Origin of the sequence: Prochlorococcus sp. MIT 1223 (genome assembly GCF_034092465.1) — a bacterium.
In the GTDB taxonomy this organism is placed as follows: domain Bacteria; phylum Cyanobacteriota; class Cyanobacteriia; order PCC-6307; family Cyanobiaceae; genus AG-402-N21.
On sequence record NZ_CP139303.1, the window covers coordinates 1,311,235 to 1,328,523 of the forward strand.

Consider the following 17,289-nt stretch of genomic DNA (forward strand, 5'->3'; position numbering starts at 1 on the left):
TGAATAAGTAAGAATTTGGGGTTTCAGACGTATGAAAAAGTTTTAATTCATTTGGCTAAAGGCAAGACACACATTGTGACCTCCAAAACCAAATGAATTAGATAATACGACTTTTGGTGTTTCGTCTCTGGCTGAGTTGGACACATAGTCCAAATCACATTCAGGATCTGGGTTGGAATAATTGATTGTGGGAGGAATTATTCCATGTTTTATTGCAAGAACTGATGCAACAGCTTCAATTCCCCCTGAGCCACCAAGTAAGTGACCAGTCATGGATTTTGTAGAGCTTACAGGTATGTGATGCGCTCTTTCCCCGAGAGAACTTTTTATAGCAGATGTTTCATTGCTGTCATTAGCTGGAGTGCTAGTTCCATGAGCATTGATGTAATCAACTTTGTCAGGGTCAATTCTTGCATCTGTTAATGCCAGTTTTATCGCTTCTGCACCACCTAAGCCTCCTGGAGTTGGGGATGTTATGTGGTGAGCATCACATGTAGTTCCATAGCCAATGACTTCACCATAAATTTCAGCATTTCTTTGTCTGGCATGTTCAAGAGATTCAAGAATGATTATTCCTGACCCTTCTCCGATAACAAATCCATCTCGCTGAGAATCAAATGGTCGACTTGCTGTGGCTGGATCATCATTACGAAAAGATAGAGCTTTTGCACTTGCAAAACCTGCTACTCCAAGAGGAGTGATACTTGCTTCTGCTCCACCGCATACCATTGCATCTGCTTTTCCAAGCTGAATAAGTCTGAAGGCGTCGCCAATTGCATTAGAACCTGCAGCACAGGCTGTGGAAACTGCAGAGCTTGGTCCTTTTGCGCCTAAGGCAATAGATGCAAGTCCGGTTGCCATGTTTGGAATCATCATTGGAACAGTGAATGGACTTACACGACTGGGTCCTTTGCTATGAAGTACGCCAGCTTGAGTTTCCATTGTTAATAATCCGCCTACGCCAGAGCCAATAATCACTCCAATTCTTGACGAATTAGTTTCATTGATATCAAGACCTGAGTCTGCAATTGCTTCTTTGGCGGCTATTACTCCAAATTTGGAATACCTGTCCCATCTTTTGGATTCCTTTGGTTCCAAGATTCCTATTGGATCAAAGTTTTTTACTTCTGCTGCAAAGCGGCAGGCATGCTTTTCAGCATCGAAGAGTGTTATGGGTGCAACACCATTGAGACCTGACTTTAGTCCCAGCAAGTATTCATCGACATTGTTCCCAATCGGTGTGATTGCACCGAGACCTGTAATAACAACTCGATGGAGGTTCTCCATCATGTGACTCAGCCTTGTTTGTCTTCTATGTATTTGACAGCATCTCCAACTGTGGCGATGCCTTCGGCTGCTTCATCAGGAATTTCAATATCGAATGCTTCCTCAAGCGCCATCACCAGTTCGACCGTGTCAAGTGAATCGGCACCCAGGTCATTTTGGAAATTTGATTCAGGCTTAACTTCGCCGGAATCGACACTTAGTTGTTCTGAAACGATAGAACGAACTTTTTCGAGAATTGCTTCTTGAGACATAGACGTTAAAACCAGACTCGCATCCTACGAGTTGATGTGTCTTATTGAGCGAAATCTATGAAATATCAATAACCTTGTTATCTAGATAGGAATAATTGCTCAGTTACCAAAAATGACAGAACTGCTCAGAATTAACAGTCATTCAAAGTAAGGGTATAAAATTTTACATATTAAAACCACACGTAAAACACTTGTCGCACGCTGTCAAAATCTACGACACATGCATTGGTTGCACGCAGTGCGTTAGAGCTTGTCCACTGGATGTGCTTGAAATGGTTCCTTGGGATGGATGTAAAGCAAGTCAAATAGCTTCTTCCCCGCGTACTGAGGATTGTGTCGGATGTAAACGTTGCGAAACTGCTTGCCCGACTGACTTTTTAAGTATTCGAGTTTATCTTGGTGACGAAACTACAAGAAGTATGGGATTGGCTTATTAGATTTTGATCAGAAACTATAAAAAGGTAATTTTATAAAATTCTTATTAATCTCATACTTAGTAATTAAACGAGTCATTTTATGTGCGGGATTGTTGCATTAATTGGCTCACGTGAAGCTGCGCCTCTAATTCTTGAAGGTTTAAAAAAGCTTGAATATCGAGGTTATGATTCCGCTGGATTGTCAACTGTAAAAGTAGATGCAAATAATAAAAGTAGTTATATAACCTGTAAAAGAGCCAAAGGGAAATTAGTTAACCTAATCAAGTTAGTTGAGAAGGAAGGAGCGATAGGTCATTTAGGTATTGGACATACTCGTTGGGCAACACATGGAAAGCCAGAAGAGAATAATGCTCACCCTCATAGGGATTTATCAGGTCAAGTTGCAGTAGTTCAAAATGGAATTATTGAAAACCATACTTTTTTGAGACAAGCTTTGCAATCAGAAGGTGTTCAATTCTTATCTGATACCGATACAGAGGTTATCCCTCATCTAATAGCAAAGGAAATTAAGACTCTTCAATCTAATCAAAAGGAATCAAATCGTTCGATTCTTTTGAAAGCTGTCCAAAAAGTGATATCTCTTTTAGAAGGTTCTTATGCTTTAGCTGTTATTTGGGCAGAAGCTCCAGATGCATTGGTTGTTGCAAAAAGACATGCTCCATTAGTAATTGGTTTAGGAGAAGGTGAATTCTTTTGTGCAAGCGATACTTCAGCTTTAGCTGGATTCACGAGGGCGATTTTACCTTTGGAAGATGAAGAAAGTGCTTTATTAACGCCACTTGGCGTTGAGTTATATGACTCAAAAGGTCATCGCAAGCAACGATCACCTTCGTTATTAAAAGCAGCTGAATATGAAATTAATAGATCTAATTTCCGACATTTTATGCTCAAAGAAATCCATGAACAGCCTGAAACAGCACAATTCTGGATTGATAGATATTTGCCTAAGGAGACTCAATCTGGAATCATTGCTTTGCCTTATCAAGAATCTTTTTATAAATCGATAGAGCAAATTCATATTCTTGCTTGTGGTACGAGTAGACATGCATCCATGGTGGGAGCGTATCTACTAGAGCAATTTGCCGGTATTCCTACCTCTGTTTTTTATGCAAGCGAGTTTCGTTATGCACCGCCTCCTCTAACTCCTCATACCCTAACTATTGGAGTTACGCAATCGGGTGAGACAGCCGATACTCTTGCTGCATTAGCAATGGATGCTAATAGACGAGAAGGATATTCAGATCAATCTTTAGCTTCAAGGCAGTTAGGTATTACAAATCGTCCTGAGAGTTCATTGTCTAGACAAGTTTCTAGAATCATTGATACAGGTGCAGGCATAGAAGTTGGTGTTGCCGCAACGAAGACTTTCTTAGCTCAATTATTTGCTTTTTATGGATTGACTATAGGTTTTTCTATGCAACGACAATCTCGAAGTAATCAAGACGTTTTAAATCTAGTAAATGAATTGAGAAATGTTCCCCAACAGTTAAGAGATCTTTTGCAAGATCATTCTCGATTATCTGAAGAATTGGCACATCATTTTTCTAGTGTAAAAGATGCAATTTTCTTAGGAAGAGGAATAAATTACCCAATTGCACTAGAAGGTGCTTTGAAACTTAAAGAGATTAGTTATATCCATGCGGAAGGATATCCGGCTGGTGAAATGAAGCATGGACCAATTGCATTGTTAGATAGGCATGTTCCTGTTATTTCAATTGCTTCGCCTGGAATTGTATTTGAAAAAGTTCTAAGTAACTCTCAAGAAGCCAAAGCTCGAGATGCAAAACTTATAGGAATTGGTCCAAATGGATCAGGTATGGAAATATTTGATTTTCTATTTGCTATTCCAAAAGTTAGTGAATGGATAAGTCCTTTATTAACAGTAATTCCAACACAATTGCTAAGCTATCATATTGCAGCACATAGAGGATTGGATGTTGATCAACCTAGAAATCTTGCTAAAAGTGTTACTGTAGAGTGAAACCATATTATTTAATTAATAGCTCTTCCATAGTGATCAGCAAATCGTATAATGTCATCTTCCCCTAGATAACTACCACTTTGAACTTCAATTAATTCAACTGTTATTGCACCAGGGTTACTTAGCCTATGCTTGCAACCTAAAGGGATATAAGTACTTTGATTGGCTTGTAATATTTGCTCTTCATTATCACGTTGAACTAAAGCTGTTCCTTTTACAACTATCCAATGCTCAGCTCTATGGTTATGCATTTGTAAAGAGAGACTTCCCCCTGGAATAACCTCAATTCTTTTTACTTGCCACTTCTTTCCTTTTACTATTGAGGTGTAGTTTCCCCAAGGACGATATATTTTTCTATGGTCCTTGGCTTCAGACCGGCCTTTCTCTTCAAGTTCTTTTACGATATCTTTAACTTTTTGAGTTTCATCCATATTAGCTACAAGAACAGCATCATCTGTTTCGATTATCGCAAGATTATCTAATCCAATTCCAACAACTAGGCGATTTTCACTACGTAAATAACAATTTTTTGTATTAATTGTCATACTACTTCCTTCTATTAAATTACTATCTTTGTCTTTTTCTCCTGTTTCCCAGATTGATTTCCAGCTCCCAACATCACTCCACCCGGCATTTAAAGGAAGCACTGTTCCTAAATTCGTCTTTTCCATAATTGCAATATCAATTGACTTATTAGGACATTTTTCAAACGAATCTTTGTCTAATCTAAAAAAATCAAGATCATTCTTTCCTTGTTCGATTGATGATTGGCAAGTTTTCAATATTGTTGGCTGAAGTCTTTCAAGTTCTTTTAAAATTGTGCTTGCTTTAAAAAGAAACATCCCACTGTTCCAAGTGAATTTCTTATCTTGAAGAAACTTCAAAGCAGTTTTTTTATTTGGTTTCTCAACGAATTTTTCAATATCTAATCCTATTAAGTTGTTTTTTTGGAATGATTCAGTTGCTTCGATATATCCATAACCTGTTTCAGCTGAAGTAGGAACTATTCCAAAAGTTACCAACCTGCCACCTTCTGCATAAGGCTTTGCTGCAGTTACTGCAGCATGAAATTTATTTATATTTTGAATTTCATGGTCTGCAGATAAGATTAATAAGAGAGGATCCTCTGCTTTTTGAATAGCTTTTAAAGCTGCAATAGCTATTGCAGGAGCTGTGTTTTTCCCACATGGTTCAAGGATGATTGCACTGGGCTGAATATTAATTTGTCTCATTTGTTCAGCAACAATAAAACGATGATCTTCGTTGCAAATTAATATTGGGTCTCCTAAATTCTCAAGATTTTGTAGACGAATTTGTGTATTTTGTAAAAGGCTTTTATCATTATTACCAATTAAATTCCAATATTGTTTGGGATAAGAGGCTCTTGACAGAGGCCATAGCCTTGTCCCTGAACCTCCGCAAAGGATTATTGGTAATAGGTTGGTCTTTGTCACGAAAAGTCACTGCATATTTTCAGAATCTTTCAATTGAGCGTTTTAGTCAAGATTTTCGATATCTAAAAGTCCAGGAGGAGGATTAATCTTTAACCAACCTTCCTCCAGATTTAATGAAGGGACTATTTCACTGACAAAAGGAATTAATATTTTTTTTCCTTCTTTTGTTTTTACTTCTAGTAGATCATTGCCAGCATTAATTAGGTTTGAAACTTTTCCAATAGATGGTTCTTTGAGATTGATTTTTACTTCTAAGCCCACCAGATCTAATAAATGGAATTCGTTGGGTTTAAGCTTTGGTCTGTCTGTTGACGGGACGAGTAATTTACTTCCAATAAGGCCTTGAGCTGATAATCGATTTGAAATACCTTGTAGAGAAATTATATAAATTGATTTGCCCGGTATTTGCCTGCCTTTCAATAATTCGATTTCTTGTGGCTCCTCTGATGTTTTTTGAATCCACCTAGAACCTGGTTGCGTAAATCTTTCAGGGAAATCGCTACTTGGATTTATGCGTATCTCCCCATGAAGGCCTTGAGCCGATACAACTTTTCCAACTGTTAGCCAGTCTTGTTCGCTAAACATTTTTTTTTAGGCGATAATTAGTCAAAATTTGGGTTTTATAGAAAAAATGGTCGTATCTGATAATCCTATTTTACCCGGCACTACTGTTGTTGTAATAGATCCAGGATCGATTTATCGTGGATACAAAGGTTTTGTACAACGTATTAGTGGTACTAATGCAGCTGTTTTGTTTGAAGGAGGTAATTGGGACAAATTAATCACTATTCCTATAAAAGATATTCGGTCAATTAATTAACAGAAGTTTTTTAGATTTTTCAAGGCTTCTTTGGCTGCAGCTTTTTCAGCTTCTTTTATAGAACGGCCCCAACCTTCTGCAATTGATTTGCCAGACACTTGAACTTTGCAAAAAAATCTTTTTGGATTTCCATGAACATGAGAAAGCTCGTTTGTTTCATAATTTGGTAATAACATTCCTTTAGCCTGACTCCATTCTTGTAAAGCGGATTTCGGGTTGTTTTTATGAGGGTCTGCCATGACTTTTTTACTTTCTTTTGTCCAGTAAATGCCTAGCCACTGATGAATAGGTTGCAAGTCATTGAAGCACTCAAATAAAGCTCCAATTAGTGCTTCAGTTGTTTCTGCCTGAAATGTCGCCAAGGCAGATTTGTCTTTTGCAGCTTTAGGACCTAATAAAAGGGTTTTTTCAATAGAAATATCTTGGCCTACTTCATGGAGCCATTGATCGCTTACTAGTTGAGAACGTAATTCAGATCTTTCTCCGACTGATAAAGATGAGTATGTTCTTTCAATAAATTCAGTCGCAGCAAGGCGAAGTACCGCATCTCCTAAAAACTCTAACCTTTCATGGTTTATTAAGGAATTGGCTGAGGTATGTGTTAATGCCTCATCAATTATTTTTAGTTTATTTGTTTCATTATATTTAATACTTTGTACGTAAATTGTATCGATTTTTAATCTCTCAATTAATTCATATAGTTTCTTTCTCCTTTCAATTGAAATTGATTTTTCTTTATTCAGTGACATAACGTGTATTTCGGAATTTTTAATTTATACGGGAACTTTTAAATTAAAATATAGAAGAAAGCAGGTCATAAGCCGGGTTCTGTGCATCCATTAATAATATGAAAATGGATGGGAGATCATCTATCTGGGATTGCTGTTTCCAGCAACCTCTAGCGGCGTATTTAATCTGAACAAGGAATGATGGTCAGCCTTTGTTCATTAGCCTTGCACCTAGCCGGGGTTTACCTAGCCAGCACCTCTCGATACTGCTGGTGCGCTCTTACCGCACCTTTGCACCCTTGCCTGTGCTTTATGGATGACCATTAAGCCATTGGCGGTGTGTTTCTGTGGCACTATCCTCACGGTCACCCGCACTGGGCGTTACCCAGCAAGCTTGACCATCGTGGAGCCCGGACTTTCCTCAACTGAGGAACTAATTTGCAAAAGAGCAAAAAAGTCTCAATTGCGATCGCCTCTCCTGCTTTCTTTGTCCATAATGCCTTAAGACAGTATTCATTTCAGTGGGGCTGTAGCTCAGCCGGATAGAGCGACGGTTTCCTAAACCGTAGGTCGTGGGTTCGAGTCCCGCCAGCCCCGTTTCCTTACCTTTAAGAAGTCAATTATTTCAATAACTCTCAGATATTTAGTTGGATGTTCAAAATGCCTTATTTCTAAATAATAAGCTTTGTTTTCAGTATGAATATATTTTCATCCAATCATTTCATGCGTGTTTTTGCTGTACAGCAATTAGATCATTCTAAAAACTAGCAGAATTTCTATATATAGTGGGTAGTCAAACTGCCTACTCTCTCGCTAGTGTTGTTGTAGTGAAACAGTCTGGATGACAAAGCTTCACGATCTTCGACTTCGTCTTCTTGTTCAGCAAGAGAGTGAGCAAATTGCGAAAGCTCAACCTACTGACCTAGATCTTTCTATTGTTCAGGCGCGTTGTCTATGCTGGCTGGCTCTATTAGCCGAATCGCATGAGGATCAAGCAACTGATGCGGAACGTAGAGGTGATACTGAGCAAGCTATGGGTTGGTTCGCTGATCACATGCGATTAAGAGATGTTATTCATGTTGTAACTAGTATTGAGATTCCTTTGCCTGACAGTCTTGATGGGAGTGAAACAGACCAAGGTGATGATAGTTTTTCTGGTGAACCTCCTTTAGTGGCATAGAAGATGTAATGATAGGTAATGAAATACTTGAACCACGGTGCCTGAAAAGCCCTGTCAATGTTCTGATTGTTTAAGGTTCTACAAAGAACATGATCGATTAATTCGAGAATTTCCAACGCTTCGACAGCAACAAGAATTGAATTGGGCTTCTTTGCAAGCATTTAGAACTTTGTGCAGCATGGTATTGGAAGATTTGCAGAAGCATCAACATGGCTCCAAAACTGAAGATAAATTTTTAGAAACAACATCAGCAGAAGTTTGTGAGAATAAGATTGAATCTATAAATCAAGCCATAGCCGATTTGGAGAATATTAATGCTCATTTATTTTCAATTGAAGTATTAATGGAAAGAATATTTGATGTAAAAGTACCTGAAGAGATTGAGAGAAAATTCCAAGAATTAGCTGGTGAGTTAGCGCCAGATCCATTAAATGTAGATCGCATTAGGTTGAATCGTTTATTGCATCAAACTCCAGATGTACAAGACAAAAGCTAATTACTATTATTGATTAAATTTATTTTTTATCGCTTACTTACATCACATGTTATTTCTACGGGCATTGGTTTTACTTTCCAAATTAAATCACAATATTCTTTAATAGAACGATCAGATGAAAAGAACCCTGATCTTGCGGTATTCAATAATGCCATTCGGTTCCATTCTTTTTTATTATGCCAAGCTTTGTTAACGTTATCTTGTTCTTTAAGATAATCTGCAAAGTCTGCCATTACAAAAAATGGATCTTCTCCAGTTAATGAGTGAAGTATTGGACGGAATAGATCACTATCTCCATTGCTAAATTGACCTACTTCAATTAACTTTATGACTTCTTGAAGTTCAGGACTTTTATTAATAAATGAACTAGCTTTATATCCATTATTTCTTAATTCCATAATTTGACTTTCCGTATTACCGAAAAGAAAGAAATTCTCTGCACCAACTTTCTCTCTAATTTCTATATTCGCTCCGTCCAGAGTACCTATTGTTAAAGCACCATTCATTGCAAATTTCATATTTCCAGTACCAGATGCTTCTTTCCCAGCTGTAGATATTTGTTCAGACAGATCAGTCGCTGGATAAACTTGCTCGCCTAGCTTCACATTAAAATCAGGTAGGAAAATCACTCTTAATAACCCATCCATATCTGGATCGGCATTCACAACCTCAGCAATACCATTGATGAAACGAATCATTAGTTTTGCCATAAAATATCCAGGAGCGGCTTTTCCTCCAAAAATGACTGTTCTGGGTGCAATATTTTTGGCTACCCCATTTTTTATACGAATATATTGAGCAATAATTTGAAGTGCATTTAGATGCTGGCGTTTGTATTGATGAATTCGTTTTACTTGAACATCAAACAAACTTGTTGGATCAACTAAAACTCCTGTTTGCCTATGGATGTAGCCCGAAAGTTGTTTTTTTGCAGATAGTTTTGTAGCTGCAAATTTTTCTATGAATCCTTCATCTTTTTCTTTCGATTCTAATTTAGACAATAGATCCATATTTTTTATCCAGTTTTCACCAATTTCTTGTTCCAGAAGACTCGTTAACTCTGGATTTGCCAAAGCCACCCAACGTCGAGGGGTAACGCCATTGGTAACATTAGTAAATTTTTCAGGCCATAGTTGAGCAAATTCAGGAAGGAGTTGACGTTGAATAAGGTCAGAATGTAATGCTGCAACACCATTAATATGATGAGCACCAATAGTTGCAAGGTGAGCCATTCTTATAGCTTTGCCACCTTCTTCATCAATAATGGAAAGCTTTCTCAAGATCCCGTCATTTCCTGGATATTTCAGACGTACTTGCTGTAAAAACCTTTTATTGATTTCGTAAATGATTTCTAAGTGACGAGGCAATAAATCTTTGAATAAGCTTAAATCCCATTTCTCTAGAGCTTCCGGAAGCAATGTGTGATTTGTATATGCAACCGATTTGTTTGTAATCTCCCATGCCTTTTCCCATTCAAAGTGATGCTGATCTATTAAAAGCCTCATTAATTCTGCAACCGCAATTGCAGGATGAGTATCGTTTAATTGAACTGTCCAATGTTCTGGAAAGCTTTCAACTGAGAGGCCTCTTTTCTCAAGACTTCTGAGCATATCTTGCAAAGAACAACTTACAAAAAAATGTTGTTGCTTTAGACGAAGTCTCCTCCCCTCATCAGTTCCATCATTAGGGTATAAGACCTTTGAAAGAGTTTCAGAGGCAACTTTTTCTTCTACAGCTCCATAGTAGTCTCCAATATTAAAAGCATAGAAATCAAAGCTTTCAGTTGCATCTGCTCTCCAGAGTCTGAGTCTGTCACAAGTGTTGACTTTGTAGCCAAGCACAGGGACATCATGAGGAACTCCAATTGCATGCTCTGAAGGGATCCATCTAGATCGATAGTTTCCTTTCTCATCTATGTAATTATCTGTGTGTCCTCCAAACCCAACGAAACAAGATTCATCTGGCTGAGGAAGTTCCCAAGGCCATCCTCCTTTAAGCCATTTGTCAGTTACTTCGACTTGCCATCCATCACGTATAAGTTGATTGAAAATTCCAAATTCATAGCGAATTCCATAACCTATAGCTGGTATTTGCAAGCTTGCTAGTGATTCCATATAGCAAGCCGCTAAACGTCCTAATCCACCATTACCTAATCCAGGTTCTTCTTCAACTTCAAGAATATGAGATAGAGATTCAATGCCAAATCGTTTTAATGCCTCTTCTGCTTCTTGTTTAATTCCAAGGTTTAGAAGATTATTATTTAATTGAGGACCGATTAAAAATTCAGCTGATAAATAAGCAACAGTTTTTTGGGGTTTTTCTCTTATAGCTTCTTGACTGGCTAAATATCTAGTCATTAATCTGTCTCTTACTGCATAGCTAAGAGCCATATATAGGTCTCTTAAACTTGCAGTTGTTGCAAGTTTGCCAAGAGTAAAGAAAAGATGTTCTGTCATCCCATCAAATACACCATCGGCATCAACGCCTGCTCTTTCGGGGTATGCGTAACAGCCAGGGGTTGGCAGACGCAGATCTAATGGCTGTGAGCTGCTCATTTGAACGATTTATAGGGTTGTAGGTTAATCCTGGTTCAATAGTTAAGAACTCAGTAACTTCAGATCCACACCTGTCAAAGAACTTTTCTTAATGAGTACAAATCTTAAATAGTTGGTTCTTGGTCATTTATCTTTCTATATGTATGGTCCATAAAAAGTTTTGGAATTTTTCTTATCTCCCCTTTTCTCTGTTTTAAGTACACATGATGTTGAGGTAGCTGAAACACTGATTGGAGTCATTAATTTTTTACTTATTTTTGTTGCTGCAAGGACTTTGGCAGAGATTTTGGTCAGGTTGAGTTTGCCTACGATTGTTGGTGAACTTCTTGCTGGGGTATTAATTGGTGCCTCTGGTTTGCATTTGCTTTTACCGCCAAGTGCACATGCTGAATTAAATACAGGGTTTGTAAATGTGATTAGTGCTTTGGCTTCTATCCCAAGAGAAGCTGTACCTGATTTGTATTTTGAAACCTTCCCATCATTGCAAGCTGTCGCAACACTGGGTCTTTATGCACTCCTATTCCTAACAGGTCTTGAGAGTGAGTTAGAGGAATTAGTTGCTGTTGGAGCTCAGGCGTTTACCGTTGCTATGGCTGGAGTTATTTTGCCATTTGCATTTGGAACCTTTGGGTTAATGTTTATTTTTAATGTGGATATTATTCCTGCAATCTTTGCAGGAGCATCTATGACTGCTACAAGTATTGGCATCACTGCGAGTGTTTTTGGAGAATTAGGTTATCTCAAAACCAGAGAAGGTCAGATCGTAATAGGAGCAGCAGTTCTTGATGACATTTTGGGAATTGTTATTCTTGCAGTTGTAGTAGCTCTAGCGGCTGGAGGCACTTTACAAATTAGCCCGATAGTCAAATTAGTAGTAGCTGCAACAGTATTTGTGATTGCTGCAATTGCCTTAAGTAGAACAGCAGCCCCAGCTTTTGATGCGTTATTAGAGAGATTAAAGGCTCCTGGTGCAGTAGTAGTAGCTTCCTTTGTGATATTGGTTCTTAGTTGTTTTGTGGCTACTGCGATTGGATTGGAAGCAGCATTGGGAGCTTTTGCTGCAGGTTTGATTTTGAGTAGTTCGAAGAACAATCATGCAATACAGCAATCAGTTCTTCCGCTGGTTTCCCTTTTCGCAACAATTTTCTTTGTTTTAGTTGGTGCAGGTATGGATCTTTCTGTTATCAATCCATTAGATCCAAGCAGTAGATCAGCGCTTGTCGTTGCAGGCTTTTTATTAATTGTTGCAATTATTGGAAAGATCGCAGCTGGATGGTCTTTTGTTAGTGATAAGCCCACAAATAGACTTGTAGTTGGATTAGGCATGATGCCCCGTGGAGAAGTTGGTTTAATTTTCTTGGGACTTGGTACTAGTGCTGGCTTGCTTACTCCTTCTCTAGAAGCTGCAATATTGTTAATGGTTATCGGCACTACCTTTCTTGCGCCTATTCTTCTGCGTTTAGTGCTTAAAGATAAACCACCCGGAGGAGATAATTCTATTCCTGATGATGTTGCGGCAAATCCAGTTGGATTGATCTAATAATTCATTATCAGGTTTTATTTCTTGTTTTAAATTTTAGGATTAGGGATATCCCTTCTTAAATTGTTGATGAGTTCTACAAAAGTCTGCTTAACATCAGTTTTGAATAAGCGGATCTAGTCTTTGATCACTTTTGGCATGCCTGAAACTAGTTGCTATTGGAGATACTTAGATCACACAGTCTTCGGTCTTAGTAATTCCGATACCTATCGATCATCCGCAAATTCATCTCTTTCAAGACCTGCGATTCTTCTTATTCATGGATTCGGCGCTTCAACTGACCATTGGAGGTATAACATTCCAGTCCTTTCAAATTCTTATGAAGTACACGCGATAGATCTGCTTGGTTTTGGAAAGAGTGCCAAACCGAAAGGTTTGAAATATGGTGGACCTTTATGGAGAGATCAAGTAGTTGCTTATGTAAATGAAAAAATTGGAAGACCCACTGTTTTAGTAGGGAATTCTTTGGGAGGTTATGCAGCTTTAGCAGCTGGCTCTGCATTAGGTTCTGAATCTGCAGGAGTTGTTTTATTAAATGCAGCAGGAAGATTTAGTGAAGAAAATCAATCATCTAATAGCTTGATTAGTAAATTAACGAAATTTCTTGGAACTGGCTTATTACGAGATCCTTTGGTTCAACGATTAATTTTTGAGAATTTAAGAAGACCAGCAACAATAAGAAGGACATTAAATCAAGTTTATATTGATAAAAAAAATGTTAATGATGAGCTAGTTGAAGCAATAAGGAAGCCATCTTTAGACCCAGGCGCATTTGGCGTTTTTAGAAGTGTATTTGAGCCAGGAGGACCACCAGGAAAACCTCTTGATGAGTTATTTGAGCAATTGCAATCTCCACTTTTATTACTTTGGGGCAATCGAGATCCTTGGATGAATGCACCTGGTAAAAGAGCTACTTTCCGACGTTATTCTCCAGAGGCGACTACTGAGGTTGTATTAGATGCAGGTCATTGTCCTCATGATGAAGTGCCTGAGCAGGTTAATGATGCTCTTCTTAAGTGGCTAAAAGAACTCTGAGGTTGTTATAAATCACATTTTTTATATGAATAGTCAATTGATTAGGAAGTTATCTCCTTACCATCATTGGGAGTATAAGAATTTGGAGACAGGTGACCTTTTAAGAATTGTCCCTGAAAGAGGTGGCTTGATTACTCAATGGATATGTAATAAAAAAGAAATCCTTTATTTAGATCAAGAGCGTTTTAAATCATTTAATAAAAGTGTTCGTGGAGGTATACCTGTCCTCTTCCCTATCTGTGGAAGCTTGCCTAAAGATCTTTTGCGATTACCTCAAGGTGATTTTTTAATTAAGCAGCATGGTTTTGCAAGAGATATTCCATGGGAAATACATTCTCTTGATGATCAAAAAGGTATTTCTTTGAATTTGTCTGACACTGAAGCAACCAGGAAGCTTTTCCCATTTAAATTTTTGATTGAGATGAAAGTTAGGCTTCAAGAAAACGCTTTGGATATAAAAATTATTGTCCATAATCGTGGAGAAGAAAATATGCCTTATTCAATTGGTCTGCATCCTTATTTTAAGGTAAGTGATTTGTCCAATGTTTCTTTTAGAGGATTGGCTGAGACTTGTACCAATCATTTTGATATGTCTATAAATTCTACAAGGGTTCAATTAGAAGAAATTTCATCAGGTATTGACTTCATTACAACAACAACAGGACCTGTCTCATTTATTGACTTGGAGACTAATCAATCTATTGAAATGCAAAATAAATCTCCTATGGATTTAGCTGTTATTTGGACTGACCCTCCAAGAAAAATGATTTGCATGGAGCCTTGGACTAGTCCAAGGGAATCTTTGATCAATGGAAATAGAAGGTTAGTTCTAGAACCTGGATGTCTCCATTCTTTTGCTTCTAAGTTCGTTTCTAATTGATCAATTCTTATCTTCTAGGAAGTTGATGATGTAATTTGCTTTAAATTAAAGATCAGTTCTTATTGATATGAGAGCCAATGTTTCATCGACAAATGCTGTCAATGTAAGTGACCTGCGTCTGTTGGCTAAGCGGCGCCTACCTCAAATGGTTTTTGATTATATAGATAGTGGAGCGGATAGAGAGCAGACATTGTCAGATAATTGCACTGCATATAATCAAATTTTATTTAGGCCAAGATGTGCCGTATCAACACCAAATTGTGATCTATCCATTTCGGTTTTGGATCAGAGTTTCAAGTTGCCTTTCATTCTTGCTCCAGTAGGAAGTAGTCGAATGTTTTTCCCTAAAGGTGAAGTGGTTGCAGCTCGTGAAGCTGGAATAGCAGGAACTGGCTATTCTCTTTCAACTTTATCTGGATGCAGATTAGAGGACGTAAAAGAGGCAACAAATTGTCCAGCTTGGTATCAGCTTTATTTACTAGGAGGCAGAGATGTTGCCCTTAAAACTATTGAAAGAGCTAAGAAGGCAGGTTTTTCAGCGATTGTTGTCACTATAGATACCCCAGTTTCTGGATTAAGAGAACGTGATGTAAGGAATGGGACCAAAGAATTGTTATCTATGAACCCTCTTGTGATGCTTCCTTATATTGCTCAAATGTTAGTCAAACCTTGTTGGTTAACTGAGTGGTTGGGAGATGGAGGTTTAATGAGTTTTCCCAATGTGCAATTAGAAAATGGACCTATGGGTTATACCGAGATTGGACCAGCCTTGGAACAATCGGTCGTAACTTGGGAAGATCTGAAATGGATCAAAGATGCATGGGGAGGAAAAATAATTGTTAAGGGAGTGCATATCGGAGACGATGCACGAAAAGCTATTGATTATGGTGCAGATTCAATAGTTGTTTCTAATCATGGTGCAAGACAACTTGATAGTGTCGCACCTACAATTAGGGTTCTTCCTGAGATAGTTAGAGCAGCAAATAATGAGATAGATGTTCTTTTGGATGGAGGAATTCGTCGAGGAAGTGATGTAATTAAAGCGCTTTGTTTAGGAGCTAAAGGTGTTTTAATTGGGAGAGCATATGCCTATGGACTTGCAGCCGCTGGTGGCCCTGGCGTGGCAAGATCGATAGAGATTCTACGTTCAGATATTTTGCGCACTATGAAATTACTTGGTTGTGATTCAGTTAGTAAATTAGATCCTTCATTTGTTACTCTTCCAGATGAATGGGGTTATAATTAAAATAGAATATTGAGAGTCAATTAAAAATAAAAGGTATCAATGAAAATAATTGTATTTGATGATGATCCTACTGGATCTCAGTCAGTTTATGGATGCCCATTATTATTGAAATTTGATGAAGAAATACTTAGCGAAGGTATATTAGATCATTCTAAATTACTTTTCTTATTAACTAATACAAGGTCTATGTCGGCTAGTAAAGCAGAAGACAGAACCCGACAAATTTGCAAATCTTTCTATAAAGCTGCATATAAAAATCTAGATTTTAGAAAAGTTTTATTTATTAGTAGAGGTGATTCAACATTAAGAGGACATGGAGTAATTGAACCTAATGTTATTAATCAAGAGTTAGGACCTTTTGATGCAACTTTCCATGTGCCAGCATTTTTAGATGGAGGAAGAACAACCGTTGATGGAGAGCATTTATTGAATGGTTCCCCAGTTCATCTAAGTTCTTTTGCGAATGATCAAGTATTTGGCTATTCCACTAGCTATTTACCTGATTGGCTTGAAGAAAAAAGTGGCGGGAAAATACTTTCAAGTAATGTATTGAGATTGTCATGTGAACAATTAAATGCTGCTATTCAGAGTAGTAAAGGTATGGATAATCTCATTCAATTCTTAAAGAAATTATCTAATAATTCTTTAGTTGTTGTCGATGCAGAAAAATCAACTCAATTAAAGATATTTGCGAAGGCAGTTATTGAATTAATGAACGAGAAAAGGTTTCTTTTTCGATCGGCTGCAAGCTTAATTAGCGCATTAGCTGATTTGCCAGTAAATCCTATGAATCAATCTGAATTCTCTTCTTTAAGACTAAAAAGGAATAGATCTAATTTAAAAGGATTAATTATGGTTGGATCTCATGTTGAATTGGCAGATAAACAATTAGATTTTTTGCTAAAAGACTCTGGCTGTAAAGGAGTTGAGTTGCCTGTAAAGGAGATCGCTCGTGCTTTAGATAGTCCTTTATCTCAAGTGTTATTACGTGATTTAAAAGAACTTTATTTATCTCAATTAGATAACATTATAGAGTCTGGAAAAACTCCAGTTATATATACAAGTAGGGGAGAGATTGATTTCCCTTCGGTTTCAAAAAGAATGCTTTTTGGTATTCAATTAGCAGAGCTAATGGCTAATTTGGTTGCAAGACTTTTACCTCGAATAGGATACGTAATAAGTAAAGGAGGTATTACAACGCAAGTCTTTCTTGAGAAAGGATTGAATTTAGGTATGGTTGAATTAAAAGGTCAAATTTTGCCTGGATTATCAGTTGTTTGTCCCTATAAGAAAAATAGTAATAGCCAAATTCCTGTTATTACTTTTCCTGGGAATTTGGGAAACTCAGAAACATTATTAGAGTCTTGGAAGCTGATGGAAAATATGATCAAAGACTGAA

At 37.5% G+C, this 17,289-nt stretch carries 16 protein-coding genes, 1 tRNA gene and 1 other RNA gene; 11 read left to right on the plus strand and 7 right to left on the minus strand.

Annotated elements, in window-relative coordinates:
* Positions 1-42: 42 nt before the first annotated feature.
* Together fabF and acpP are read right to left on the minus strand one after the other, a co-directional pair.
* Positions 43-1,290 (minus strand): beta-ketoacyl-ACP synthase II, encoded by a 1,248-nt coding sequence (gene fabF / locus SOI85_RS06950; protein ID WP_320663680.1) that lies wholly within the window; start codon positions 1,288-1,290, stop codon positions 43-45.
* 5 nt (positions 1,291-1,295) lie between these two features.
* Entirely contained in the window at positions 1,296-1,538 is a 243-nt protein-coding gene (acpP, locus tag SOI85_RS06955; RefSeq protein ID WP_320663681.1) for an acyl carrier protein, read from the minus strand.
* 191 nt (positions 1,539-1,729) lie between these two features.
* Between acpP and psaC the strand changes: the two genes are divergently transcribed.
* The gene (gene psaC, locus SOI85_RS06960; RefSeq protein ID WP_011295528.1) at positions 1,730-1,975 is read left to right on the plus strand and encodes a photosystem I iron-sulfur center protein PsaC; all 246 of its coding nucleotides are present in this window, start codon (positions 1,730-1,732) and stop codon (positions 1,973-1,975) included.
* Positions 1,976-2,054: 79 nt separating this feature from the next.
* Positions 2,055-3,956, plus strand: a complete 1,902-nt coding sequence (glmS, locus tag SOI85_RS06965) for a glutamine--fructose-6-phosphate transaminase (isomerizing) (protein WP_320663682.1) — start codon at positions 2,055-2,057, stop codon at positions 3,954-3,956.
* A gap of 11 nt (positions 3,957-3,967) precedes the next feature.
* Here the strand turns inward: glmS and SOI85_RS06970 are convergent, their stop codons facing one another.
* Both SOI85_RS06970 and rimM read right to left on the minus strand, forming a co-directional pair.
* Positions 3,968-5,410, minus strand: a complete 1,443-nt coding sequence (locus SOI85_RS06970; protein WP_320663683.1) for a mannose-1-phosphate guanylyltransferase/mannose-6-phosphate isomerase — start codon at positions 5,408-5,410, stop codon at positions 3,968-3,970.
* 42 nt (positions 5,411-5,452) lie between these two features.
* Complete coding sequence (gene rimM / locus SOI85_RS06975) at positions 5,453-5,995, minus strand: ribosome maturation factor RimM (RefSeq protein ID WP_320663684.1); 543 nt, start codon at positions 5,993-5,995, stop codon at positions 5,453-5,455.
* A 46-nt stretch (positions 5,996-6,041) separates the two neighbouring features.
* Between rimM and SOI85_RS06980 the strand changes: the two genes are divergently transcribed.
* A complete protein-coding gene (locus SOI85_RS06980) occupies positions 6,042-6,230 on the plus strand; it encodes an NAD(P)H dehydrogenase subunit NdhS (RefSeq protein WP_320663685.1) in 189 nt (62 codons plus the stop codon).
* Here the strand turns inward: SOI85_RS06980 and SOI85_RS06985 are convergent.
* Both SOI85_RS06985 and rnpB read right to left on the minus strand, forming a co-directional pair.
* Positions 6,227-6,979, minus strand: coding sequence for a ribonuclease III family protein (locus SOI85_RS06985; protein WP_320663686.1), 753 nt, complete (start codon positions 6,977-6,979; stop codon positions 6,227-6,229). The genes SOI85_RS06980 and SOI85_RS06985 overlap by 4 nt on opposite strands.
* 52 nt (positions 6,980-7,031) lie before the next feature.
* An RNA gene (rnpB, locus tag SOI85_RS06990) (RNase P RNA component class A) lies at positions 7,032-7,444 on the minus strand.
* 37 nt (positions 7,445-7,481) lie between these two features.
* Here rnpB and SOI85_RS06995 point away from each other — a divergent pair.
* The 3 genes from SOI85_RS06995 to SOI85_RS07005 all read left to right on the plus strand — a co-directional run bounded on the left by SOI85_RS06995 (position 7,482) and on the right by SOI85_RS07005 (position 8,634).
* Positions 7,482-7,555 (plus strand) — tRNA-Arg (locus tag SOI85_RS06995).
* A 244-nt stretch (positions 7,556-7,799) separates the two neighbouring features.
* The gene (locus SOI85_RS07000) at positions 7,800-8,138 is read left to right on the plus strand and encodes a hypothetical protein (protein WP_320663687.1); all 339 of its coding nucleotides are present in this window, start codon (positions 7,800-7,802) and stop codon (positions 8,136-8,138) included.
* Positions 8,139-8,175: 37 nt separating this feature from the next.
* Positions 8,176-8,634: a hypothetical protein gene (locus tag SOI85_RS07005; RefSeq protein WP_320663688.1), complete on the plus strand. Its 459-nt coding sequence runs from the start codon at positions 8,176-8,178 to the stop codon at positions 8,632-8,634.
* Positions 8,635-8,660: 26 nt separating this feature from the next.
* Here the strand turns inward: SOI85_RS07005 and SOI85_RS07010 are convergent, their stop codons facing one another.
* Positions 8,661-11,189 (minus strand): glycogen/starch/alpha-glucan phosphorylase, encoded by a 2,529-nt coding sequence (locus tag SOI85_RS07010; protein ID WP_320663689.1) that lies wholly within the window; start codon positions 11,187-11,189, stop codon positions 8,661-8,663.
* Positions 11,190-11,349: 160 nt separating this feature from the next.
* On the opposite strand from SOI85_RS07010, the gene SOI85_RS07015 reads away from it, so the two are divergent.
* The 5 genes from SOI85_RS07015 to SOI85_RS07035 all read left to right on the plus strand — a co-directional run bounded on the left by SOI85_RS07015 (position 11,350) and on the right by SOI85_RS07035 (position 17,288).
* On the plus strand, positions 11,350-12,729 hold the full coding sequence (locus SOI85_RS07015; protein ID WP_320663690.1) for a cation:proton antiporter: 1,380 nt from the start codon (positions 11,350-11,352) through the stop codon (positions 12,727-12,729).
* A gap of 138 nt (positions 12,730-12,867) precedes the next feature.
* The gene (locus SOI85_RS07020; protein ID WP_320663691.1) at positions 12,868-13,764 is read left to right on the plus strand and encodes an alpha/beta fold hydrolase; all 897 of its coding nucleotides are present in this window, start codon (positions 12,868-12,870) and stop codon (positions 13,762-13,764) included.
* 25 nt (positions 13,765-13,789) lie between these two features.
* Positions 13,790-14,644, plus strand: a complete 855-nt coding sequence (locus SOI85_RS07025) for a galactose mutarotase (RefSeq protein WP_320663692.1) — start codon at positions 13,790-13,792, stop codon at positions 14,642-14,644.
* Between the two features lie 67 nt (positions 14,645-14,711).
* Positions 14,712-15,890: an alpha-hydroxy acid oxidase gene (locus SOI85_RS07030; protein ID WP_320663693.1), complete on the plus strand. Its 1,179-nt coding sequence runs from the start codon at positions 14,712-14,714 to the stop codon at positions 15,888-15,890.
* Between the two features lie 39 nt (positions 15,891-15,929).
* Positions 15,930-17,288: a four-carbon acid sugar kinase family protein gene (locus SOI85_RS07035; protein WP_320663694.1), complete on the plus strand. Its 1,359-nt coding sequence runs from the start codon at positions 15,930-15,932 to the stop codon at positions 17,286-17,288.
* The last annotated feature ends 1 nt before the right edge of the window (position 17,289 follow it).